A 24940-nucleotide genomic window follows, 5' to 3' on the forward strand; every position below is an offset into this window, starting at 1 on the left:
CAAATAGAGTTTTCACCATATTTATAAAAAATTATAGGATAAGAGTCCATAAAATAGCAAAGGTGAACAATTTCTCGATCATACAATACTTAACTTAGTGAAGTTAAGTATCTTGATATTTATATCAGCGTTAATCCTAACTATATTCAAAATCAACAACTAAAAAGACTCAACCCGTTGTTATTTATAGTTAACTTTATCATTACCACTATAAGGTTAAGTTTTTAGTGATCTTTTGTTAATAAAAAATGATACAAAATGAAATTGACAAAATTGATACATGAAACAACACCAATTCAAGTAACAAATATGATGATCGTGAGATATTTTTCATTACTTTATAAAACCGAAAGGAATTGAAATACCACTCCAATAATAGTCATTATAAGGACACAACCTTGAAGAAGCATTATTCACTAAATAAAACCCTACTTGCCCTTATATGTAGCTCAAGCTTTTATGCTCAAGCGACTGAATTACCATTAGCAGGTGACGTAGAAACGGCTATCGCCCCTTTTAATCTCTCAACCCCATTATCGACATCTGGCGAAAAGCACTCCCTAAATGAAAACGAGTTTTTCTCTATTGAAGAGCAAGATCAACAAGCTCCTTTAGCTGTACCCTCAGCTACATCGCCAACACGATCTTTTCAAGCGCATACTTCTCTGATGGCGGCAGAGCCAACTACGATCACTCCAATGTGTCCGACGCTGAATACGGGTAATTTATACACAATTAATAATGCAACAGCAGGAAGTGCTGTCTGCTACCACTTTGAAATTACCGAACGTTCAAAAACCACGGCATTACTGGTTGGGCAAAACGCACAAACCAATGTAGATCTAACCGTCTTCCGCCATAATAATGATGACAGCCTAGATGTTGTGGGTACTTCAAAAAATGCGGCCAATGCAAATGAGTCTGTACTTGCGCTGACGGAACCTGGCCATTATTACTGGTACATGGAAGTGGTTGCCGCCGATGGCTCACCATTTAATTTCGGGGCAGCAGTGACAACGGGAATTGATCAGTATGAGCTTAATGATGCCGTGTCACTTTCAACGGCCCTGCCCGATAAACACAACCGTATTACAGCCAATTTAGACAGTGCAACAGACGTAGACTATTACCACTTCACGTCAGTAAGAGGCCAAGATACCGTCGTTGCATTACAAGATGCTTATGGCCAGAACGAATGGATTCTGGAGCTGTACAATGGTGGTTGGCAACCTTTAGAAAGCACTAAGTTTTACACCCTGAATAACCTACAGCCAAACCAAACCATTAATGTGCGTGTAAAACCAAACCCAGCAGTCACAGTCGATCCGACTCATCAGTATAAGCTTGTTTTAGGTACTGCAGTTACTCGCCTGAGCTCCTCAAATGTGGACGGTGAAGCCAACGTTACTAGAATGACCTTTAACTCAACACCAACCTACATGACAACGCAAGCCTATAAGCGTCTTTACTGGGGAGCTAAAGTTCTGGATTCTACCGGTCAGCCAGTTGAAGGGGCTGAGATTATACTAAATCTTGATAAACGAGTGGATATCGATACAAATGAGATTAACATTAACTACACACCATACCCACTCATCAGTGACAGCCATGGTCAAGTCAGTGGGTTGGTTGATTTAGGTACATGTTCTGGCGATCTTACTTCTAAACCTCACTATGAACATAAATTTGGCACTAAGAATTGGTGGCAGACCTCATATAACTTCGGCGTGTGGAATATTGACGTGTCACAAGCTAAAGACGTTGGTGTTGGTGGCCCAACAGTACAATATGTCACGCTTGGCCACTTATGCCGTCAGAAGTTTTTATACAGTGAATAAGCGATGTAACCTAAACTCGGCGCTAAACTTTCTCTTTATCGCCTAAGCATTTAATACGTAAAATAAAAAGAGGAGCCATAGCCTACTATGGCTCCCCTTTCTTCCTTCTTTCGGGCGAATCATATTTTCCCTTAATCAGGTTATGTGTCTATGTAAGATATTTTATTTGATCCCGCACAGATAAATTATAGTGCATTAGAATCATGTAAGACCAATAAATAGAGGCGCAGCTTAATACTGAATACAAACAGCGCCCTTTTATTATCCACCCATAAAAAGAGTGTTCAAAAACGAGAAGATGGATAAAGGTAATTAAAAACTGTAACGGTAACCAACTTGATAGTGGCTTTCATCCAGCTCTTTCCAATAACGGTAACCCGCGTTAAGTTCTAAACCTGAATGCTGTGTGAATTGTAATGTATTACTTACTCGAAATTCGTATTGCTCTTGCTGGCCAAAATCAGCATAACGATAAGAAGGTTCTATTTGCAACCAAGATAATGGCTTGAGGCGTAAGCCTAGCTCACTAGAAAATCCACCACCATCATTTGAAATCGTTACATTCTTACACTTAGTGCTGCAATTGGTGTTAATGTCTCTTGTTGCATCATAGCTCGCATAACCCATTGAAGCATAAACACTGGCTTGATCCGCCAAAGGAATGTAATACCCCGCCGCGAGATAATCTTGCTCTAACGTTGACGAAACACGCGTGGTTAACCCTGTGCGGTATTCTGCGAAAAAGTTCCCGTAAAAGTTCCAGCTTCCTCTCAGATAAAACCCGTGAAGATATTTACTGGCTTCCTCATTATTGTAACGATTATCAAAATACTGCCCCATTCCCCCTTCATTTACACGCGTAAATTGGTATCCACCAGAAAGGAAAGAGTAAGAGGCGTTAGCCGTAAAGCTGCTAGTCACTAATAGTGCAATAAGTACCCGTTTCATTGTTTTTTCTTTATGTTCAGTAAGCGAAAGCTGAATGATATTCTCAAATAAAACAGTATTCAATAATATTTTGAGCAATGTTTTATTGTGGCCAACACTACTTTTAGTAGAACGCTTAGATTATAGCCCTTGATTAGGTATTGATGCTCTCTTAGCGAGAACCTTGAAGTGAGTCATTAGGTGGACGTATGAGACTGTTTCTTAGCAATTTTTCTTCTTACAACGAGATATGCCTTATCGACTAAACCGATAAGGCATATAACGCTTTAACCAACCGACGCTGTTGTGCTTGTCTGCATTAACCTGTTAGTTTGACTTACTAGTATTGCTGCTTTCCTCAAACTTCTTGGTCGCTAAGCCAACTTGCTGATCAACAAAGTTGAAAAAGTTTGTGTCGCTAATAAACGGGTTTAGGCCGCCATCTTTACCCACTTTATCCCTATTAGAGAACAGGTTATTTTTATGAGGGTGATTAGACAAATTAACCGTGACTAATGGGCTGTCCATCGCTATTTTTTTAATTCGTTTCATGCTTGCAAAAAATTTCTTTGCCAATTCAGGCTTCTGGAAATTGACTCCATGTCCACCAATCACGAAAGCTCTATACGGTTTGCCGTTATCCTCAACGAAAAAATCGACAGATAAATCCCCTTCCGTGTGGCCTGGCGTTAAATAAAACTTAAAATTCGTGCCACCTATCAGAATGTTTGAATCATCTTCAGCGAATGTATCAACCTCTGGAGGTAGGAATTTATTTTTCCCTTTACTCTTTTCAGATTGCTCGATGGATAACTCAAGCCCTTTTTTGGTCATGATCACTTTGGAATTGTACATAGACTGAAGATATTGCGCTCCACCCACATGATCTGAATGACCATGTGTTGCAATAATATGAGTCACGGCTTTATCCTCTAACCCCAGCTTCTGTAAATTAATAGGAATCCATTTGCTGTATGGGAAATCGAGGGTGTCAATAATAACCAAACCTGATGATGTTTCTACAGCATAGGAAGAAACCCACTTATCCCCTACGTAATAAACGTTATCGAACATTTTAAAAGGTTCAACATAGCCATTCTTCGTATTCATTTCCGGTATTTCCGTTTCGGAAAACGTGGGTACTGATAATAATATAAAAATCAAATATAGAATGAAGCGCATTAATTTCTCCAAAATGCTAGCAAGTGTTTTACCCAGAAAGCTCAAACACGATCGGGTATAAAAATAAAAAGGGTCATGCCCTGCAGGTTATGATCGACTTAAATAGCCTTGATCTGTGTTGCTCTTTATTGGTGACTGGTGATTATGATGTCCACCAGCGATATTGTTTAGTAAGACACACCATCAACCCATTTATTGCATTGGATGCAGCATCCACACATTGGGGTCGAGGTACGTCGCGATGCCTTTCTCTGTATTTACTGTGACGGGACTTAGCGCCCCTTTTACCACGTACTCGCCCGAGGTAGGGAAAACCATGTCAGTCCATTGCGCCCAGTCTTCAAGCGAGCTGGTGACTTCTAATGTATTTTCCACAACGTTAATGATTTCCGCTCCCAACTTTTCATGCACTCTCAACCAAGGGTCGTACAAATAGCCATCTGAATTTTTCCACGTTGCGTATTCATGTATGGATTGCAAAGGGTATTGTGCTTTTTTCGTCGGTCTGACAGGCACAACTAATGAAGACAAACCCATGGCCAAAGCCAGCTTCTTCATTTCAATCAGTATCTTTGTACTTAGCCCTTTACCTTGTGATGCCGGATCCACAAGCGCACCAATGGGGATCAACGTATTTGCTTCTAGGTTATTACGTTTAACCTCTAACCCATTATTTAAAACATTTTCAATTGAACTTGGTAGATTTTCTGGTTTTCCATCCCATACAACAGGCACAGTAAAACCAACCGCGATCACCTGATCATGCTGAGTGAGCACTAATACGTACTCACTTAACTCATCATAGAAATGTGACCAACTTTTCGCATCGCCATTTTGCAAAAAAAGTGGCCACGAACGATCGTCTAGCGATGCCACCTGAGTAGTAAGATCTTTTCGATCGTTAAGGCAACTTACCTTATATTCCATGCTAATTACCTTTATTCCTTTCAAGAAATAATCATTTAAGTTTGCCTTTCAAACCAATTAAATTACCAAAAGGATCTTCAACTTGGCATATAGATAAACCATTTTCTATTTTTAGCGGGCCTCGATATAACTTTGCACCTAAACCGACAAAGTGTTCTAGTGATTCATTGATACTTTCCACAGACCAATATAGAACCGTGCCCTTTTTCCCTGCCCCGACTTTTTCATCAGCTTGGACAATTTCGAGAGCAAACCCATTAATATCAAGCACCGTAAATTCAAATTCATCTAAATACGTTGATTTAGCCATAGGAAACGCTTTTTGATACCACTTTAATCCCAAGGATACATCTGGAACATGAACCAATACCGCTGCTGGCCTCAAAAGATCTCTCCTTCCTACAAACTAGAATGTGTATTTCTACTCTTTTCCCCATACCGTTCGAAGACCAGAACGGGAGATTCCCTCAATGCTAATGGGGGTTGGTTCCCTTTTCACAAACTCTCTGAGTTATTGACGTTGTCAGATCAGCCGGGAAATACCCTTGGATCTCTTCTTTGGGCAGTCGAGTTTCTCCCCAAAGCATACCGAACTCGCCTATGGATACACTTCGTGGCTCACAAGTTACTTTTATCGCAACTTCAAGCTCCCCAGATTTACCACCTCGGATTAACGTAAGATCAGTTAACCCATCCAGATTGCCATGAACATACCATTCATCTACGTAGGGTCCTCCGACCGTATCGGTATACACGTGAATACTGCTTAGAACATCGGTATTGTCTTTTGCGGCCAAGCTGTCACTGAAGCCAAAAGACAACAAGGTAGAAAACAGAAGGTAGTACTTTTTATGCATTTTTATCTCAACCCATCACGACATAACTTTATGATACATGGGTTCTTTTTCACTGTGTCATAATAAGTAAATACACATCTAAGAAACAAGATCTTAGGCACAATACCGACACTTTCTAGAAAGAGTTTTCCCTAACTAATTAGATGACTTGTTTAATTGCAATAAATCCCACTTATTGCCGTACAGATCTTGAAACACCACAACGGTGCCGTATTCTTCTACACGCGGATCTTCATTAAAAACCACCCCATTGTCTTTCATTAACTCATAATCACGCCAAAAGTCATTGGTTTGCAGGAATAAGAAAACTCGACCACCTGTTTGATTGCCTACTGCGTGCTTTTGTTCATCGTTACTGGCTTGAGCCAACAATAAATTGGTCCCGTTTGAATTAGGAGGAGACACTTGCACCCATCGTTTGCCGCCACCTAAGTCCGTGTCTTCAACCAAAGTAAACTGTAGCTTATTTGTATAGAACTCAATTGCATCATCGTAATTATCCACCACTAACGCAATGTTTCCTATTTGCTGCTGCACAAGGTTAGGCATGACTATTCTCCTAAATGCTAAAACGGATTCCGCTTTTATATTATTGATTAATTAAAAATGCCAAACTCGTTAAGCTTGGCATCTTTTGAAAAACGGGCTCAATATAATTTAAATATAAGCGCTTATAAATACCACCAGCGAGAACTAAAAAGAGCCATCCACTTTTTTGATCTCAAAGCCAGCTCGAACACTGACTTTCATCTTTGATAGTTCTAAAAATAACAAACTTGCCAAAAAACATAAAAACCCAATAAAAACCCAATAAAAACAAAAAGTAAAATAAGAACCAATCCAAAATAATAAATTTAACAGCTCACAAAAAAAGATGACCGAAATATAATTTTATAAAATAAAAGCCTCACCAATCACAACTCAATTTAATAACCATTTACACACAAAGAAAACTACCTCTACTCTGAAAAAGCAATTTAGCACCAATATCAGGAGCAAAATATGCTTAAAAACGTTATAGAACCACCTGTAAGCCCAGAAGAGTTCAATTCAGATGTGTTAATGACCGTTTTAGATACACAAGACGGCATTTATTACGCCATCAAAAATACGAACTCTGTCTTTCTTTGGGTAAACCAGAACTTTTCTGATCTCATTGGCGTGCCTAAGAGTGACTTAATTGGGCAGAAAGACCAGTTTGCCGCCCACGTTGCCCACGACCAATTGGTGATTACATCTGGCAAACCTATCCTTAATCTGCATGAAACCATCCCCGTTCCAGATGGATCTGGAGGTCATAAAGATGAACCCATAGTCACGCAGAAAGGACTTTGGCGAGATACCCAAAACCCTGAACTCATCAAAGGCATCACGGTATGCTTTTCACTGGTTAACCCACCTGAGGGGGCAAAATGAAAGGGGCAGAATATTGGCTCGATCACTTAAAACTAGAAGCCATTGAACTTGGGGGCTATTTTGGTGAGGGTGAAGCTTCCAGCGAAACCATTCCCAAACAAGCTCTACCAGAGCGGTTTCATTCAGATCGACGATTTTATTCAAACAACTATTACCTGCTTGCACGTGATTTAATCTCTCCTTTTCCTAGCTCTCGCTTGGCTTTACATCAATTAAATCAAGATGAGCAGTGGTTCTTTTTACAAGGGACAGCGCTTAAGCTCTATCTGTTTTTACCTCATGGTGAATTCAAAGTAATCACAGTGGGAGACAAACTGGAGCAAGATCAGGTATTACTTTGCTCTGCCCCTCATAACACGTGGTTCGGTGCGGAACTTCAGGAAGATTCCAACTTTGCTTTATGTGCATGCAGCTTGGCTCCGGGGTGGGATCCTGCCGATTCAATCACTCCAACTCAATCCGATATTCAGCAGCTCATTACAGACTATCCTGCGCAAGCAGACATCATCAACCGCTTGGCATTTAGCGCCAAGTAATACGTCACACCTAGTTTATACAAGGAAAGAATAATGGGAACAGCGGCATCAAGTAACAAACTTCAATATGGCTATCCTACTCCGGGGCCTCAAAGCCCAACGGGTCAGAAAGTCATGGATCATGTGTTTTTCCTATCAAATGGTGAATGGAAAAAAGCACGAGAAGAAAATGATTACGATTACGTTGTAGTAGGTACTGGCTTTTGTGCCTTAGCGTTTGCGGAGCGCATATTAGAAAAAGAAAACTCTAACGCCCGTATTTTGTTAATTGAGCGAGGCACCTTCTTTTTACCTGAGCATTTCCAGAATTTACCATTGCCATTTAAAGATACATTAGGTGGGTTATCTGAAACTTTCCCGTGGACAATGTCGATTAAAAATCAGCAGCCCGACTCTCCCATTAAGTGGCAACACGGAATGGTACCTTTCTTTGGTGGTAGATCCACCCTCTGGAGCGCATGGTGCCCAATACCAAATAACGATGAGTTTGCTGGTTGGCCAACACACACCATTGAAGCCGCAAGAAAGAATTTTGACTCAGCTAAAAACCTACTTAGAGTACAAAATGCAGACGAGATCGATAACTTCCCTCATCAAGAAATTTTTGACTTTGTGTCTGGTACTCGACCTGTTTACGGCGCACTGCAACGACGAGTACAAAGTCTATTGCAAGAGTTAGGGAGAGACGTAAACGGGATTTACCGTACCGATCCGGCGCCACTGGCTTCTGCCTCTATGCAAGAAAATGGCATTGATTTCCAAAAGTTCTCCACCCCAGGGGAGTTACTCGCCTTAGCAGAGAAATTCAATAAAGTAGACGCCGCTGGAAAACGTGTTGGTCCTCAGCTTGATATTGTCAGTGCTTGTACCGTAGAAGAAATCCACCAGCAAGAGTTAAACGGTGAGAAAAAAGCCACGGCACTGCAAACGTCACGCGGCGTATTACCATTAGGCAATGCTGAACTGGTGTTGGCCATGGGGACATTGCCACCGACCACCTTAGTTCGTAACTCCTTCCCTAGTATACCGAATTTGGGTTCTCGTTTTTCCGCCCACTTCATTAGTTCGATTGTCGCGCGAGTACCTAAGTCTGAGTTAGATCCTGATGGTAAGTTTGGTCAACTCGAATTAGGCGCAAACTACGTGGCTGGTGTGGCCAATGATAGTTTTGATCAACAGTTCCACATCCAGCTTTCTTCGTTATGGGATTCTAACCCAGAGAAAAACGCCGAGCTTGCACTGAGGTACATGCCAGATGTGGTGGCAACCGCTTCTATGGAGCAACTGCAATCTTCTCCTGATCACGTGGTGTTTGTGTGTGCGGTACTGGGGGAGCTCGACTACAAAAACGACAATAACTGGTTTAAGAAAAATAGTGCGGACGATGATGTAACAACCAACTCGTTACTGCAAATTACCACAAACGAACTTGATTTAGATACCTGGGAAACCATGGACCAATCCACTTTCGACATATTAGAAACAGTACTCTCGCCTAGTGGTTCTGGCGCAGTGGAATATTGGCACCCACGTATGGAAAATGGACAAGATCACGGAGAATGGTTCCGCTCTCGCCCTGACGCCAAAGATATCCGTGTCGATGCACCCGTGCATGAAAGCTCCACGCTCCATATTGGTGAAGAAGATTCAGCGCCTGTTGACTTGGATTATAAGTTGAAAGGGACAAATAACGTTTACATCACAGGTGGTGCCCTATGGCCGCAAGGTGGCTCTTGGAACCCGACGTTAACGATGGTAGCGTTAGCACAAGATCTCGCCGACAAACTGCACAGTAAAAAATAGTCTTTAATTAAACAAAATCAGCGACGACCATGGTTAATGGCCGTCGCTGATGTATTCAAATTTGTTAGATATTCGTCTGCTAGATAACGTTAAAAACTACAACACACGTAAGCATTTCTCTGGCGGCAGACTCAGCAGAGTGTTCGCGAAATTAATTTTTTCATCACGCCATCTTAGGGCGGCTTCTAGACTGTCTTGCGCACTTCTATCGGCTTCAAAGTAACTGTGTTGAGGCATACCATCAGCAGGCGTCATCACCATCGATTGTTCATTCACACGCATAGTAAATAGGAACTGCCCTCTTTGACCGGATTGCGCACCAGGGTGATGTAAGGTGGTATCACAACAATAACGTTTATCTCGAAGCGCACGGCATGTGTATTCAAACGCGTCTTGAGTACCTCTGCCAGGGAATGACGTATAAATGCTGATGCCATCACGCTGTAAAGGTCCATTTCCCGCCGTCAATTGAACCGCGTATTGCACTAATCGAAATCCTAACACGACCCCGCCGACACTGTTAATGCCGCTAAATTGGATGGCTGACGCTAAATCAAGGCGTAACTTGTCTTCATTTTCGTACAAAAAAAGCTCTGGGGATGCCCAGTCACTTTGAGGGATCAGAAGTTTAGTGATATCAGATTGTTCCATTTTCGTCTCCGCAGTGAGCTCGTTTGTTATGAGTTAACACACTTTATACGAATAAAAATCATTATCAACAACAATCTGGTAAAAATCTGATCAACTTAAATAACAAAAGGGGGCCAAACCGTTTAAATTTGGCACCCTTATCAAAGAGGACTTCAATATACGTTAGCTCTCAGTACTCAGGGTAACATTAGCTTTTTGCAGGCAAATCAAAATCAACGACCAATCCCTCTTTATACACAAAGCGGGTTTTTCGCCCTTCCTCTGTCCATAATAGCTCTTCGCCATCTAACTTATTTCCTTTAAAATGACTGACAGATTGAGGCTGACCATTGTCATACCAGGTTTCCTGCTTGCCTTGTTTTACGCCATCTTGGTAGTGAGCTCGGTGCATTTTAGTTCCGTCTTCATACCAGAATTGCTCTTTCCCTTGCTTTAGCCCAGCGTTATATACGGTGTGAGTTTTCAGTTGACCGTTGTCATACCAATATTTTTCATCGCCATGAAGCTGGCCATCAACATAAAAGGCTTCAATCGCAAGCTGGCCATTTTCATACCACACTTGATACTCACCATCATACTGCCCATCGGTAAACTCCGCCCGCTGCTGCTTCTGACCCTGATTATAAAACCACAAGTGCTCACCTTGTTGTTTATTGGCCGTGAAAGCCCCTTTAAAAATAAGCTTGCCCTGATTATTCCAGCCTTGCGCCAAACCATCGCGCAGGCCTTGCTTCATATTAATAACCCACTGCTTTTGTCCAGACACATTCCAATAAGTGGATTGCCCTTCTTCTTTGCCGTTCACATAAAAGCGTTCCCATGCCATGCCACTAGCGACACCTGCATTAAAAGACACAGAGCGGCCATTTAGCACATTATTATCATAGGTATGGAGAATTTTAGGACGCCCAAAATAAGTCCAATATTTCGCCTGCCCTTGCTTTTTACCTTCAACATACGTCACTTCACTGAGCTTATTGGTGCTTTTCTCTTTTGTTTCATTGTCATGGTAATACTGAATCACGGTTCCTGAGTAAGGTTCTGAATGCCCTTTTTCATACGCTAGCCCTTCTTTGCCTTTAAATTCCAATAAAGTGCTTTGCGCGGTTAATGGCACCAAACACAAACCCAGTAACGCACCGGCCAGAAAACGAGGTAGCTTCTGAGCAGATACAAAAGAATAACCTTGCCTGATCATAATTAAATCCCCATCTCTTTTTCTGAATACAAAGTACCGTCGTCGAGCCATGTTCGGCGTATACCCACAGCCTGACCATCACGGTATGTCATTTCTATCATGATTTGCCCATTGCTGTACCACTGGGTTTCTTTGCCGTCTTTCACTGTGTTATAGTGATTGGGTATCGCAGAATAATGGATCTGACTTTTCAACTGACCATTCTTATACCAAGCTTGATGAAGGCCAATCTTACCTTTTTCGGTTAAATAACCTTCCGTTTTCAACTGCCCGTTTGCGTACCACTGACGCTCTAAATGTGCGTCGCTTTTGCCTTCATCACTGATCTCATGTTCTTTTCGGCCATTTTGATGCCACTCAGTCACAAGAGGGGTTATCTCCCCAAGGTGGTAAAACCTGACTTTTTTCGGGTTGCCTGAAGGGAACCAGTAAAATTGCCAAGCTTCTGAAATACCCCGAATCCGATTGATTTCAGACTCACGAATATTCGTATTTCTATAAAAACGAACCCGCTTTCCCGTTTCCTTAAGCAGATTCAACTCGGTCAACACCCCTTTACTGCTGTACTTGTGCTGTAAACCATAAGGTGAGTCATTACGATAACTGGTTTCTCGCCGCAGTACGCCATCACCATACTGTAACTCTAAGCCTTGTTGCTCATCATCTTGATAAAATTGAACATATTCAGGTTGTAAGCTTTGTGCTTCATCCAATTCAAACTCAAGCCATAATCCTTCTCTGTTGCCTACTGTATAGTAGCCTTCTTCTTTCGTTTGCTGATCAGAAAAAAACTCCCGCATGAGGCCCGTTTTTTTCGCGTTTAAATACGGCTCTTCTTGCCTAAGATAACTTTGTCCATTTTTGTCGGTTTCCCAACGTAGCTCACTGCCATTCAAACGGCCGTTGACAAAACTAGACTCAACATAACGTCGCCCGCGATTCCACATTTCCGATTCGCCATTAAGCTTACCAAACTGAAATTCTTGGCGCTTTTTAGGGTAATATACCGCGTTGCCATCAGCGTCTTTTTTATGTTTCTCCTGAGCCCACTCTTGATGAATCCCTTGCTTTTTCCCATTCAACCAATGCGCCTCACTTTTTAAGCGGCCATCTTCAAACCAACGAAAGCTAGGTCCGTGATTTTTACCATCAAGATAATAGGCTTCTGAACGTTTGTTACCATTATCATAATAAGAAACCGCCACCCCAGTATAAGGTTGTTTATCCTTTGCTAATAACGCAAGCCTTTCACGCCCTTTTTGAGCGAACATCAAATCCGAGAATTCAATCGCAGAAGACAAACTTGAATACAATAAGCACTGGCTTAATAGCGCAATATTCAAACCCATTGCTGCCTTTTTCTTACCACGCAGTGTGTGAACATATAAACGCATCAGCTCGCCTCCTCCTTTTCGCACAACTCTGGACTTCGTTTACAAATCGTCGCCTTCATATTTAAATCAAAATCATGATTTTTGATCATTAACTTCAACCAAGGGTACACCTCACTGTCCATCTCTTTAGGCTCTCCATAATAGGTTTGAAGTAAAATATTAAGGGCACTGGGCGACTCATGGGCAACACGCTTTAAATACTCTCGACCACGTTGCATGTCTTTCTCGACGACCATACCCATGATGTACATATAACCTAAATTAAAATATGCACATGAAGCGCCTTTAGCTTCTGCTTCTTCAAATAATTTCAGCCCTTTAGGCCCATAACTGTCGTCTTTATGTTTAAGTTGCACGTAATCCACTGCCGCAGCGCACATAGCATCGGTATTTCCTTGCTTGGCACCTAGTCGCCTTGTGTCACGTGCAAGCTCCAAGCGGTTGTCATTTTCAGTGTCTTCGAAGTAATAGCCCGCCAATAATAAGCTAGCTTCACCGTCTCCCAACTCCGAAGCTTCTTTTAATAATGGGAACGCTTCCTCATCACGCTTGATGTCCATTAACTGTTTCGCTTTTGTCACCAAACGTTGAGATGGGCTTAATTGACTCACATCTTCTTCAGGAGCAGTTTCAGGACAATGGTTCATCACACGTGTCAGCATTTCTGCAACGCCCCCTACAGACAGCGCCCCTGTGTGATTCTTTTCAGTGGTGCTTAACCGACCCGTCGCCTTAATTTCAACTTCAACAGTTTGAGTGTGTTTTAATGCATTAATGAATGCAGCACTCGGACGGAAAAATAATTTGTCTTTTCCTAACTCAGGAAAATAAAGCTTCTCATTTTCTGTAATGGTCGGCTCGTAGTAGAAACGCTGATCATTATCTAACGTAAATAAAAACTGGCTATAAGTGTCTCTAAAATTCACATAACCAGTGTTAACACCTAATTTAATTTGCTTGCCATCACAAAATGCATAAAAACCATCATTCACTTGCCAATCAAATTCAGGGTGGCCGTAATAATTAGCCCCTTCGACTTGTAACTCACCATCATCATCCATGAATACTGTCGATGCATAATACATTTCAACATCGGGATGGAAGCCATGGGTGATCACCCCTTTAAGATCCACTGACACACGGTTTTCTTTTACTTCGGTATAAGGCGATTGGGTGTCAGCATAACCATAAGGACTAACACTGGCGAGTAACCCCAATAAAGGCAGTAATTTAACGTTCAAACCTGACTCCGGAACTTATTGACAACAATGTAACTAAACTGTGATAAACCAATTGGTTACAACCTGATATTTCGCGATAATATATCACTTTATTATTTTTTATTAATACACTAAATTACAAAATTGCTACTTAGCAAACAGTATATTTTTGCGAAGATAGTCGTCACAATTTTCACTCAGCAGGCAAAATTAAAAAATGAATAAAAATTAGTTGATAATAGAAATTCTCATTAAAACCTGAATGAAATATCAATTAAAAAGAATAGATAAACAAAGCGTATACCAGTAGAGGAAACCTCATGTTTACAGAATCAGAATTAAAAGCTGCACGCCAAATAATAAAAACAACTAAAGATAGCGGCCGACTAAGCAGTAAATTAAGATCAGAATTTGATGATCGAGCGGGTAATATAATTTGGTTATTGAACCATGATCACACATTAGATTTATCCGAGCATCCACAATTATGGATATTAGCATCGGGGGCGACTTCCTCTTACAGCGCTCAAGACGTTATTAATATTTTAATTAAAACAAGTCAAAACCAAACCATACTGGAAGAATGTAAATCACGACGTCGCAATAAATTCTATTCTGGCAATTTTGTCGCTCAATTAAGCGATGGTCTTGAGCTTTTTGTTGATAATTTGCCTAAGTTTGACCCTACCATTGCATCAGAAATACGCTATGAATTAGCGGCCAAAGGGCTGCAAAGGGCAGAAGATTTAGATAAAGGGATACTCGGCATAAAAGTCCAAGACCTTTTATCTGATTACTACGATCACAAACTAGAAAAAATGCTCGCCATCTTGCCTGAAGAGAAGGTTGCGCGTGCTTTAAACATGGTCGCTAGCCGCCCTGGATATAAACTGAAAGAAGCTGACTTTGTAACAATGTCGGCAAAATACGCCACCCCAGAACAGATTGCTCATATGGCCTTCAACGCTGAACGCCGTTCTTCGGTTAGAACAATACTAGAAGTCATGGATCAATACCCGCAAGATCTGGCCATGCACATTCGTGATATTTATCCAACCAAAGCCAATCAATCACTGAACCGGGGCATAATTGCGGCTATCGGTTGGCTGATCCAGTATGAAGCGAAAAACAACGGTGACGTTGACCGTAAGATGGCTCAATTCTTTTTAAAGCACACCTCACCAGGGTACTTTTTAAGATACCCTGAAACCTTCGACTTATTACCTAAAGAGCTTTGTGAAGCCTACATATTAAACGATTTATCCTACTGCAGCGATTTATTGCATCATTTTTGTACCGAAAAGGTAGCAAAAGCCATGGTAGAGGAAGTGCTCAATCCAAGTCGTTACTATTCCTCATTTGACCCAATGGGCATGGCCGCCATTGGAAAAAAACACCCGGATTTTTTGATAGAGGCGTTAGAAGATAAAAAGAACCCACAACGTGAAGTTCTCGTCGAGGCGCTGTCCGCTTCTGACGATCCGCAAGCCATCCCAACACTGATTGAATTTATCGGTGACACGACCGAAGGCGTACGAGAAGCGGCACAAAAAGGGCTTAAAAAACAGGGTTCAGCGGCCATTAGCTCGTTACTGAATGCTCTCGATTCACGTAAGAAAAATGTTCGTATTATCGCGAGCCATGTACTGTCAAAACTGCCTGAAAAAGAGCGTTCTACCCCAGAAATTGCAGAAAAAGCCGCCGCCAGATTGAAAAAAGAAAAAGTCGACGAGGTGATCGAGTGTCTTGAATTATTAGCTGGCGATCAAGCGGAAGCCTCTGCCACATCGAAAAAAACAAAAAGTAAATCGGTAGAGCTCACCATTGTTGATACAACGGATGCAGAATACGACATATTCAGCCAACACTATGCAGTTTGGAATAATTCTCGCCGCCGAATATGGCACGAGTGGAAATCTGAAGAGGATATGGGGCCATACGAAGTGTTTGCTGACAATATGCAAAAATCCCTTGGCGATCGCGCCACGGTTGTCACATTCCAGCGTTTAGCTGAAAAAAACGACATGATTGATATGTATTATTATTTAGTAAATGCCATTGTTGCACGCTCTGAAAAAAATGCCGTTAATGCCCATCTTGCCCTTGTGGATTGGTGCCGCTGGTGGAAAGAAGAAGAAAATGAAAGGGATCAACCACGACTGGAGTCTTTATACGAATTCTTTGAAGAGCAAATTCAGCTCTACTTGGAAACCTATGGAGAATACTTCATACAGGCCATGGAAACCGCGCTATCGAATGGCAAACTGCCTTGCCTAGATAAGCTGTGGGCTCATTATGTATCCCTTGACAGTGCCAATAAAGAAGATGTTTTTGTTGCCTTTAGTCCTATTGCTTCCGCCGAATCTTTGCAACTGGCGTTCACCAACCTACCTGAGGTAACGCTGACGCAACTTATTTCCCTGCTGAGCTCAAAAAAGGTAGGAACAAGAGTTAATGCTGCCACTGTGCTCACACAGAACCCAAGTACTACCGCATTACCCGCATTAGAAGCCGCCTTCGATAAAGAAAAAAATGCCAAAGCAAAAGTGGCGCTGGCTAATGCTGTGTTTGCTGCTGCCAGCGAGCAACAACAATTGGCAGAACAACTTACACCACGCCGCCCCCTTACGGCTGCCGCACACAGCAAGCTTGACGCCTTACTCAGCCGTTATGCTGGCACTCTTCCTAAAAAAGTAACGTTAGAGACCCTTCCACGATTGCAGTGGTCATCAGGAAAAGCACTCTCTGATGGTGCCATGCAGTGGGTTATGGCCCGCCTTGAGCAACAAGGTCCTAAAAATCAAGACAGCTATTTAACCGCGCTGACTGCCCAATGGCAACCAGAGCAGTTCCAACCATTGTATGAAGCTCTCCGTGCCCTATATGGTACAGATAAAGTCACCCGCTTGGGCTGGGTATTGTTTGCCGCTGAAGTCTTTGCCAATGATGAGACTTTTAACGAGTTTGGCCGTAATCTCGACGATGAAGTGCGAAGTGGTGCCTCTACCGCTGCCTTTTACAAAGTCAATATGATGGCTCGCAAAGGCAATACCCTAACACTGACCTGGCTGGATCATTGGACGCGTAAAGCAAAAAGCCAAGCCTTAAAACAACGAGCAATAGACGCACTTGATGATGCCGCCGCACTTCGTAACATCAGCCGTGATGAAATTGTGGATATGCTCGTCGTCGATCTGGGTTTTGATGCCAAAGGCCAGCAAGACTTTGCTTTTGGCGATCGTACTCTAACCTTAACCTTACAGGCAGAAGGTATTCTGGCGTTAAGCCTTAACGGAAAAACACTGAAAAACGCACCAAGCACCCGTAAAGATGACGATGCTGATGAACTAAAAGCCCGTCGTGCTGAGCTCAGCGCTTATCGAAAACAGATCAAACAGATCTTTACCAATGCTCAAGATCGTCTAGAGCAAGCCATGGTGACTGGACGTACGTTCACTCAAGATCTCTTTAACAAAACATGGGGCGGTAATGCACTCCTTGCTTTCCTTGCGCGCCGTGTTGTGTGGTGTTTAACCACAGAAGATCAACCTACATACGTACGCTTAGATGAAACAAACCAATTTGTTGATATTGATGACGAACCTGTTGCTTGGCCTGAAGGAGCCTTACTCAGTGTGTTACACCCGCAAAAAAGTGGCCAGGACATTTGTGCTGAGTGGCAAGAAGTGTTCGATGACTACGAAATTGATATGCCATTTTTACAGCTATCACGCCCAGTATTTACACTACCAGCGGAAGAAGCGGAATTACGTTATATAACCCGCTATGAAAAAACAAGCTTTCCAACCCCACGCCTGCGAACACAAATGGAACGCCGTGGCTGGGCCAATGGGCAACCTCAAGATGGAGGTTATGTTCAATGGTTATACAAATACTTTGCGGGTGCCGATATCACGGTATCTGTACACGTGAGCAACGGTTTTGGTGTAGGTTTTTCCGACTATGAGGAAGACCAAGAGATCCACAGTATTCAATTTATTACCGGACGATTTGACCGCTATTTAGACTATTATGATACAGATTTGCTAAAGCTGTCTGAAGTTAACGCGATTGTGTACAGCGAAACCATCGCCGATCTGGAATCTGTTTTGCAACGCTAATTGTTATCCTGCGCAATTCAGGTTGAAAACGAGCCACTGATAAAAAGCAGTGGCTCTATTTAGGCGATGTCTCGTAATTACTCTTAAAGGCATAGCCTCATATCGTTTTGAATAAGCATAAGGACTCAATGCTATTTTATGACTCAGCTCAACGTTATAAAAACTGATTATTTTTAAAATACTCAAGTAATAAAAATATAACCATTCTATTTTATTACCCTGTTCAATAAATAGAACAAATAAACGAATAGTTATCTATAACAAACCGTGTTTAACATCGACAACTTACCAATTAAGGGATTATTTTGCGTTTTACATTAACAGCTATCACTGCGGCTTATTTATTTTCATTACCAGCCCATTCAAATACAGAACCAAAAGCGTTATTGGCCGAAGCCATACAGCTTAACTCCACCATCACGGAGAATATGACCACCAAACAAAAGTTAGACACTTATGAAACCATCGTGAATAACGTCAACATTATTACCAATGAACACGCTGGCTCTAACGAATCCATACAATTACTTAGCCAGCAAACCATCGGTAATTTTGATATAAAAAACATCAAGAAAGACTATATCCAAGAGCTGACTGGCTATCACGACAAAGTGTGTGAAGCCTCACCGAGTTTCACCTGCCTCGGTTTCGTGTCTTTAAAGTTTGGTAACGCACAATGTGAATCCGCCAGAAACCTAAATCAATTGGCCGAAGCGCATTCTTCTTTGAAAAACGCCATTAATGTTTTTATGGAAAATGATAAAAACGCAAGTCATGCGAACCTAGCCGTAGACAGCTACCAGAGCTGTGCCGATCGCTCTCGCGTTCGCCTAAGTCAGTGGGGGCAAGATTACTTCACATCGGAATTGTTGCCTTCATTGTTAGATCTCGACAAAGTCGACTTGGCCAAAGCGGCCATCGAGAATATGGAAACGCCCTACTTTAAGTTCGATGGCGTACTTAAGTTACAGAGTTATTCAAAAAAACCCGTCAACCGCGCCTATGTTGAACGTTTGTATAAATACATCGAAGAAAAATTACCAAAAAATTCCACCGATGCTTTTTACGCCAGTATTCGCCTAGGTAGCTTTGCCCTCGACCATGCAGATGAAATCAAAGACAATAATTACCTAAATTATTCATTTACAAGGCAATTCCAGTTTATTAGTAAACCTTGGCCGAGATACCAACCTTCCTGCGAAGATGGTTCTGCCGCCAAGCATTTATACGGCTTAATGACGGACTATCAGTTATCCTTATACCGCTACAACCAAACAGCAAAAAAACTGACGCCACCGCAGCTCAAAATAGTGATGAAAGACACCTCGGGAATGGAGCACACCATTTTTGAAAACGGCAAAGATAAAACGGTGAAACCAAGCAGCGTGGCCAATGGGTTAGATGCTTGTGAAACCAACGAAGGTTCCAATAAATATTCACTTATGACGTTAGTACACGGCTATTTACTGGCCGATAAAGGCGAAAAGGTCGCTGAAGATTTCTGGCAGTTAACCCAGAATAAAGATCTGACCCAAGAAGAAATCTATCAATTCTATGTGGATACTATTTCGGATTCAGAGCAAGCGCTAACCGATATTGTGAACCACCACGATGACTTCGACATTAACTTGTTATACCAATCCGACTCGACTTACCCGGTTTACAAAAAATACGTCGACTTCGGCAATGTGTGTATTGCATCGAATATGCTTTTCCAGCAATTAAAAGGCACAGAACAATACAACACCGCCATCAAATACATGCTCACTAGCCCAAGCATTAACCCAAATAACCAATACTCTTGTGGCGACGAAGATCTTGAGCTGCTATTAAACTAATTAGGTTACCGACATGAAACTAAACATCCGAAAATATTACCGCATAATAATATGCTTTCTCTTGCTGCTTCCTTTTGGTGCCCACAGTGCGCCCGATGCGAAAGCGCAATTTGAGCATGCGAAACAGGTTTTAAATTCCTTAGATTACCCAAGCTTGGCCTCAGGAGAGCACACGTTCGACGAACCTTGGCAGTTTTCTACTTATACTAAAGCCATTGAAACTTTGCATAAGTTAGAAGAAGGCAATAACCAAGCCAAACGCTACCTACAAAGCCGCCAGAAAGACATCAACATGAAGCAAAAGGCGGAGCAAGGTGATGCTGAAGCACAGTATGAGCTTGCCCAAAAATACCGCTCCAGAAGCCCGAAAAACCATAAATACTGGTTAATCAAATCTGAACGTTCGGGAAACTACAAAGCCTATTGTGTGCTGAGTACCATGAGTGATGCCAGCACCACCCAATCGACAAATAACTCGGCGTTTGCAACCGCAGAAGCAAGCGATGGGTTTGTTTGTAAAATCAATAATGTACTGCCTTGGTATAAAGACGCCAGAAATGACGCGACTTTCCACCAGCTAGATACGTTTACTCGTTTTTACACAAAAGCAAAAGAAAACAGAAAAGACCCACAGCCTGCTTTCATGATTGCCCGTATGTATTCACGAGGCGACACGGTTAAACAAGACTATGAAAAAGCAGCGAAATGGTACAAAAAAGCGGCGGACCTTGGTCATTATGAGGCCGACTCTTCCCTCGATATTCTGTATGCTGAAGGCTACGCGAAAGCACCGTATAACTATGTTCCCAACATACCGACTCGGGACTTACATAATGCCGCCGTCAACTTTTATCAAAATGGCGAAGACAAGAAGGCGATGAATTACATGGAAAAAGCCGCTAAACGTGGTTATGCCCTGTCACAATATTCATTAGGTTTAATGTACCTTCAAGGCCGTGGCAGTGCCAAAAACTACGAGCTCGGCAGAAAATGGCTTGATCTTGCTGCCGAACAAGGTAATGAAGACGCAAAATCGTTAATTATCGAAGTATTCGGCGAGTAATGATTACCTTCTGATTTAACGAACAGGCAGCTAAATAGAGTCACTTAGCTGCCTGAGTCATTCCTATGTTGTTTATTACGCTCTGCTACTTACTACGAGCTGCTTTCTATGGCATCACGCACTTTACGGGATGGATCATCCGCAAACAAAGACAACAACGCCTCGGCATCTGGCTGTCTTGCAAAAATCTCCACCAGCTGTGCTCGACGCTCCGCATAAAGAGTTGGAAGAACCTTAACCAATTCACCACTGCGGGCCTCTTCTAATAAATATTGCTGCAAAGGCGGTGTTAGTTTTTTCGCACAATAAAGCGCCAAATGATCTTTGCGAACGCCGAGTTTCGACAGCCATTCAATCACAAGAGCATGAACGTGCTCACTAATGTCCTCTTCTTTACAAGGATTATAAGATAAGCGCTTTTCCACTAACATGGTTCCATTTCGAACCTGAAGATCCAGATAGTGCTCTTCTGCACTGTTTTCAATCACTTTAAAGCCTCTGAAAGAGTGATTAAATAGCAAAAGCGCCAGCCGATCTCGTCGAGACTCATCAATCATCCAAAAGAAGTGTTCCAATTCATACATACCGTATTCATTCGGCCCCGCAGATAATTCCTCTTTATGGATATACAAATCAAAACACTCGGCAGCTGTCTGATACGGCAACTCACCCGCTAAGTATTGCAAGAGAGTATTAACCACATGATCCACTCGTTCCGATACGGAGGTCACCTCATTCACAGCTTGTTGGATCATTTCAACGGACACAGTCTTATCAAAAATCACCATATCACCAGAAGGGATTGCTTCTTGGTAACGCTCGACTGGGAAACCTTTATCGTGCATTAACAACGCATTATGATCTTCTCGATACTGCATCAAAGTGATTTCAGAATATTCACAGTGATCTTTATGGCATGTCCTATCAGAAATAACGCGTGCATCTGGCTTAATGGCTAAACGTAAATGCTCTGGGGTGTCTTTCCCCCAGCCAGCATACAAACACGCTTCTCCAAATTGACTTGCAATGGTTTCATGCCATGATTTTAAGTTTAGCTGCACAAAGATATTAAGACAGCGCTGAAAATCGGCTTCTTGATCAAACGTAAACCTCGGATGGCGCAGTGAAAGCTCTTGATAAAACTGAATACGGTACCTTTCAATAATATAATGTAGCCCTTCACGCATGGATTCCGCTTGTTTTTTTTCAATACGCCCAAACATAGAGTCATCAGAGCTATCAATATTGGCATAATGATCAAGCCAATGAACACGCTCTAGGCCACCAGAATAAGTCCTGAATGTTTGGCTAACCCGATAAGACGACAAAAGCCCAGATGAAATGCCTGCTTTTTCCAACGTTTCATAAAACTCTGCTTCAGCTAATGGGGCTTCTGGGCCAGAAAATGTACCTTCAACGGTACGATGTAAATAACGCACAACTCTTATAGGCGCTAATGCCAACAACAAAGACCAAATTCGCGTAGCCTGTACAGAGCAAGGCAATGGTAATTGTTTTAGCCAAAAACAAATCAACACGACACGTTGGTAATCATCGTCTCTGTCCTCCAAAAACTGATAACCAATTTGACGTTCACTGAACTGGTTAAACTTCAAAGGGCCACGGTGACACTCACTTCGCATTAAATGGCATTGAAGTAAATCTAAAATATCAGATTCTGTTGCTTTGGGCGCATGGGCCGTAAAGTATTCCTTAATCAAGGTGATCTGCTCTGGGGTTAACCCCGAAGTCCCCCCGATATTTTTTTCTCCTTCGATGTAGGCACCGCGTAATAACAAATCAGCCGCTTGCTTCCATACATCGTCGCTTTGAAAACACTCAGCCCAAACTTGAGCCAAATTGTCTTTTTCTTGGCTTTCGTATTCCTTATAAAGCAAGTACGCAAATAACGAATAAGTGCCTAAATTTCCGCAAAAATGCTGTGGATGGAGAATCTCGCGCCCTTCCGACAAAACTTGATCGGCTAAGGCTAAAGTTTCTTGTTCTATCTTCTCTTCACAGTCGTCAAAAGCCCAGCTTAACGCTTCGATTTTCTTTATTAAAAATGCCGAGAACTCGCTGCCTTCTGGCAGGTTACTGTAACGCTCGTAGTAGTCGCGCTCATTAATCACCGCGTCACTTTCTGGTTTAACCAATAAGTCAAACACAGCGTAAGAAAGATCTTCTTTGCCTAATAAACGGAAGAACACATCAAAAATGCGCAACAACTGCTCATTCCGTTGTGCTTTGAGCGTGCTATTACTCACAGCACCAATTGGCTGATGAGAAAATAAATCGTTAGCAATGATGCTTTCATGATATGGAGAGTCAGACCTTAGATCCTGAACAACATCTTCTAAAATATCGTCAAGGCCGTCGGTTAACGCCGACTCCTCATGGAAAAAACAGGCTTCTTTCATTTTCTCATGACACAGCGGCGCGTTGTCACGAGCGAGGGGCCATAACGCCGTTTGCTGGATATTGTCTAATATCTGTTTGGGTTCACCCGTTTCAATGTACTGCCATATTAAGCTGCCCTCTTCCAACGCCAAGATTAAGGGTTTAATGGCTGCTAAACCACTGCCAGGGAGATAAGGTTGCTCTCTCCTTTCTTGCTGAGCTTGTTCCGCGGCTTGCTCGGCCAACTGAGCTTCTGCGTAACACACTAAAGGACCGGTAACGTCTCGACTGATCTGTGCTTGTAAGTCCATGGCTTCATTTTCTAGCGTGTTGTCAATAAAGTCACTTTGCAAGGCCGCTTCTCGCTTTTCTGCGCTCTCCCATTCCGGTGGCAACGGAAATAATGTTTCGTACAGCTCCAGCACCGGATCACGTTCATTCAGGCTTTCTTCTTTGCTGTACATCAAAAAGGGAGCGGCATTAAGGCGTTCGATCACCATTTTCTTAAAAACCAAATATTCCTCTGGATTAGCTTTCAGGTAGTCACCCAGCGGTTGATAAAACGCCGCCTCCTTCCAACTGTCCCAATACATTTTCTGACGAAACTCACTGTGATCACACCAAATGTACCCTTTGATCACCTCGCGGTGCCAGCCATAACGCTTAACAAAATCACTGAAAAAAGCATCATAGCCACAAACATGTTCATCATCCCAGTAAGGAACATAAAATTGCGCCAGCAGAAATACATACTGTAAATCTTCGCAAGCCAGCATATATAAAGATTCAATCCCGAAGATACGAACATCATCAATCCACATGCTGTCGGTATCATTAGCACGTCGAGCATAAGACACGATGGCCTCCGCCGTTCTCACCACTTCTTCACGCAGCTCTGGGTACTGTAACGCAATGGCAAAAATCAATGGTTCAGAAATATAAAGTTCATCCTCATCGCCAATATTATCTGGATAAAGGTACTCTCCACCTTCTTGTCCTAGATTCAATGCCTGCTTTAACAAGCTAGGATCGTTAACATCACCGACTTGTAATCGACGGCTCCCTTGCTCTGTCGCTGCCATAAATTCCACATCCAAGTGCGACATCATCCCATCGCAGTTAAACGCGTCATTACTATTTAAGAGCTGTTGATACGAACGAAGCGCCGATGCAATGCTTGCCGTATCATCTAGCTCAACGACAAGATGCTTGGTTTTATCAAATTGATTCATGATTTATACGAACCCTTAATATTGTTATTTGATTCTTTATATGCGAAGAAATGGATCTAACGTCTTTGGTTGAGTTAGCGACCCTATAATGTATTTTATCTTTAATGTCTCTCACCGAGAAGATCTATATTTACATAAAAAGTGGCTTATATTTAGTTATCACCATTAGCACAAGTGTAATTACCAAAATGAGAGATTACTTCCAAAATATAAACACGCCATGAATCGTCTTTATTTTCCGACCTTCACTTATAAATATATTTATAGAGATAGTGAGCACCTTATTCCTTCTCTTTTTCTCTCTGATTATAAAATGCAGTTCAACACCACATTTCTT

General features: G+C 42.1%; 18 protein-coding genes. 7 read left to right on the plus strand and 11 right to left on the minus strand.

Going from position 1 to position 24940, the window contains the following annotated elements:
- Positions 1-398: 398 nt before the first annotated feature.
- Entirely contained in the window at positions 399-1838 is a 1440-nt protein-coding gene (locus tag MHO82_RS11325) for a hypothetical protein (RefSeq protein ID WP_239184058.1), read from the plus strand.
- 312 nt (positions 1839-2150) lie between these two features.
- On the opposite strand, the gene MHO82_RS11330 is transcribed toward MHO82_RS11325, so the two are convergent.
- The 6 genes from MHO82_RS11330 to MHO82_RS11355 all read right to left on the minus strand — a co-directional run bounded on the left by MHO82_RS11330 (position 2151) and on the right by MHO82_RS11355 (position 6280).
- A complete protein-coding gene (locus MHO82_RS11330) occupies positions 2151-2786 on the minus strand; it encodes a porin family protein (RefSeq protein ID WP_239184059.1) in 636 nt (211 codons plus the stop codon).
- Positions 2787-3092: 306 nt separating this feature from the next.
- Positions 3093-3947, minus strand: coding sequence for an MBL fold metallo-hydrolase (locus tag MHO82_RS11335; RefSeq protein ID WP_239184060.1), 855 nt, complete (start codon positions 3945-3947; stop codon positions 3093-3095).
- Between the two features lie 192 nt (positions 3948-4139).
- Positions 4140-4874, minus strand: coding sequence for a hypothetical protein (locus tag MHO82_RS11340; protein ID WP_239184061.1), 735 nt, complete (start codon positions 4872-4874; stop codon positions 4140-4142).
- A gap of 31 nt (positions 4875-4905) precedes the next feature.
- Entirely contained in the window at positions 4906-5259 is a 354-nt protein-coding gene (locus MHO82_RS11345) for a VOC family protein (protein WP_239184062.1), read from the minus strand.
- Between the two features lie 88 nt (positions 5260-5347).
- Complete coding sequence (locus MHO82_RS11350) at positions 5348-5731, minus strand: hypothetical protein (protein WP_239184063.1); 384 nt, start codon at positions 5729-5731, stop codon at positions 5348-5350.
- 135 nt (positions 5732-5866) lie between these two features.
- On the minus strand, positions 5867-6280 hold the full coding sequence (locus MHO82_RS11355) for a VOC family protein (protein WP_239184064.1): 414 nt from the start codon (positions 6278-6280) through the stop codon (positions 5867-5869).
- 453 nt (positions 6281-6733) lie between these two features.
- Here MHO82_RS11355 and MHO82_RS11360 point away from each other — a divergent pair, with 453 nt between their 5' ends.
- From MHO82_RS11360 to MHO82_RS11370, 3 genes are read left to right on the plus strand one after another with little or no spacing between them, the layout of a single operon-like run.
- On the plus strand, positions 6734-7147 hold the full coding sequence (locus MHO82_RS11360) for a hypothetical protein (RefSeq protein ID WP_239184065.1): 414 nt from the start codon (positions 6734-6736) through the stop codon (positions 7145-7147).
- Positions 7144-7683: a cupin domain-containing protein gene (locus MHO82_RS11365; protein ID WP_239184066.1), complete on the plus strand. Its 540-nt coding sequence runs from the start codon at positions 7144-7146 to the stop codon at positions 7681-7683. Before MHO82_RS11360 ends, MHO82_RS11365 begins: the two co-directional genes overlap by 4 nt.
- 33 nt (positions 7684-7716) lie before the next feature.
- Entirely contained in the window at positions 7717-9486 is a 1770-nt protein-coding gene (locus tag MHO82_RS11370) for a GMC oxidoreductase (protein WP_239184067.1), read from the plus strand.
- A 96-nt stretch (positions 9487-9582) separates the two neighbouring features.
- On the opposite strand, the gene MHO82_RS11375 is transcribed toward MHO82_RS11370, so the two are convergent.
- The 4 genes from MHO82_RS11375 to MHO82_RS11390 all read right to left on the minus strand — a co-directional run bounded on the left by MHO82_RS11375 (position 9583) and on the right by MHO82_RS11390 (position 13970).
- Positions 9583-10137 (minus strand): hypothetical protein, encoded by a 555-nt coding sequence (locus MHO82_RS11375; protein ID WP_239184068.1) that lies wholly within the window; start codon positions 10135-10137, stop codon positions 9583-9585.
- Between the two features lie 187 nt (positions 10138-10324).
- The gene (locus tag MHO82_RS11380) at positions 10325-11335 is read right to left on the minus strand and encodes a toxin-antitoxin system YwqK family antitoxin (RefSeq protein ID WP_239184069.1); all 1011 of its coding nucleotides are present in this window, start codon (positions 11333-11335) and stop codon (positions 10325-10327) included.
- 2 nt (positions 11336-11337) lie between these two features.
- Entirely contained in the window at positions 11338-12729 is a 1392-nt protein-coding gene (locus MHO82_RS11385; RefSeq protein WP_239184070.1) for a hypothetical protein, read from the minus strand.
- Positions 12729-13970, minus strand: coding sequence for a tetratricopeptide repeat protein (locus MHO82_RS11390; protein WP_239184071.1), 1242 nt, complete (start codon positions 13968-13970; stop codon positions 12729-12731). Before MHO82_RS11390 ends, MHO82_RS11385 begins: the two co-directional genes overlap by 1 nt.
- 299 nt (positions 13971-14269) lie before the next feature.
- Between MHO82_RS11390 and MHO82_RS11395 the strand changes: the two genes are divergently transcribed.
- From MHO82_RS11395 to MHO82_RS11405, 3 genes are all read left to right on the plus strand, one after another.
- A complete protein-coding gene (locus MHO82_RS11395; RefSeq protein WP_239184072.1) occupies positions 14270-18070 on the plus strand; it encodes a DUF4132 domain-containing protein in 3801 nt (1266 codons plus the stop codon).
- A 305-nt stretch (positions 18071-18375) separates the two neighbouring features.
- Entirely contained in the window at positions 18376-19908 is a 1533-nt protein-coding gene (locus tag MHO82_RS11400) for a hypothetical protein (RefSeq protein ID WP_239184073.1), read from the plus strand.
- Positions 19909-19921: 13 nt separating this feature from the next.
- Entirely contained in the window at positions 19922-20971 is a 1050-nt protein-coding gene (locus MHO82_RS11405) for a tetratricopeptide repeat protein (RefSeq protein ID WP_239184074.1), read from the plus strand.
- Between the two features lie 92 nt (positions 20972-21063).
- Here the strand turns inward: MHO82_RS11405 and MHO82_RS11410 are convergent, their stop codons facing one another.
- Entirely contained in the window at positions 21064-24603 is a 3540-nt protein-coding gene (locus MHO82_RS11410; RefSeq protein WP_239184075.1) for a hypothetical protein, read from the minus strand.
- Positions 24604-24940: the final 337 nt, after the last annotated feature.

It is taken from the genome of Vibrio sp. Of7-15, assembly GCF_022347565.1.
Lineage (GTDB): Bacteria > Pseudomonadota > Gammaproteobacteria > Enterobacterales > Vibrionaceae > NORP241.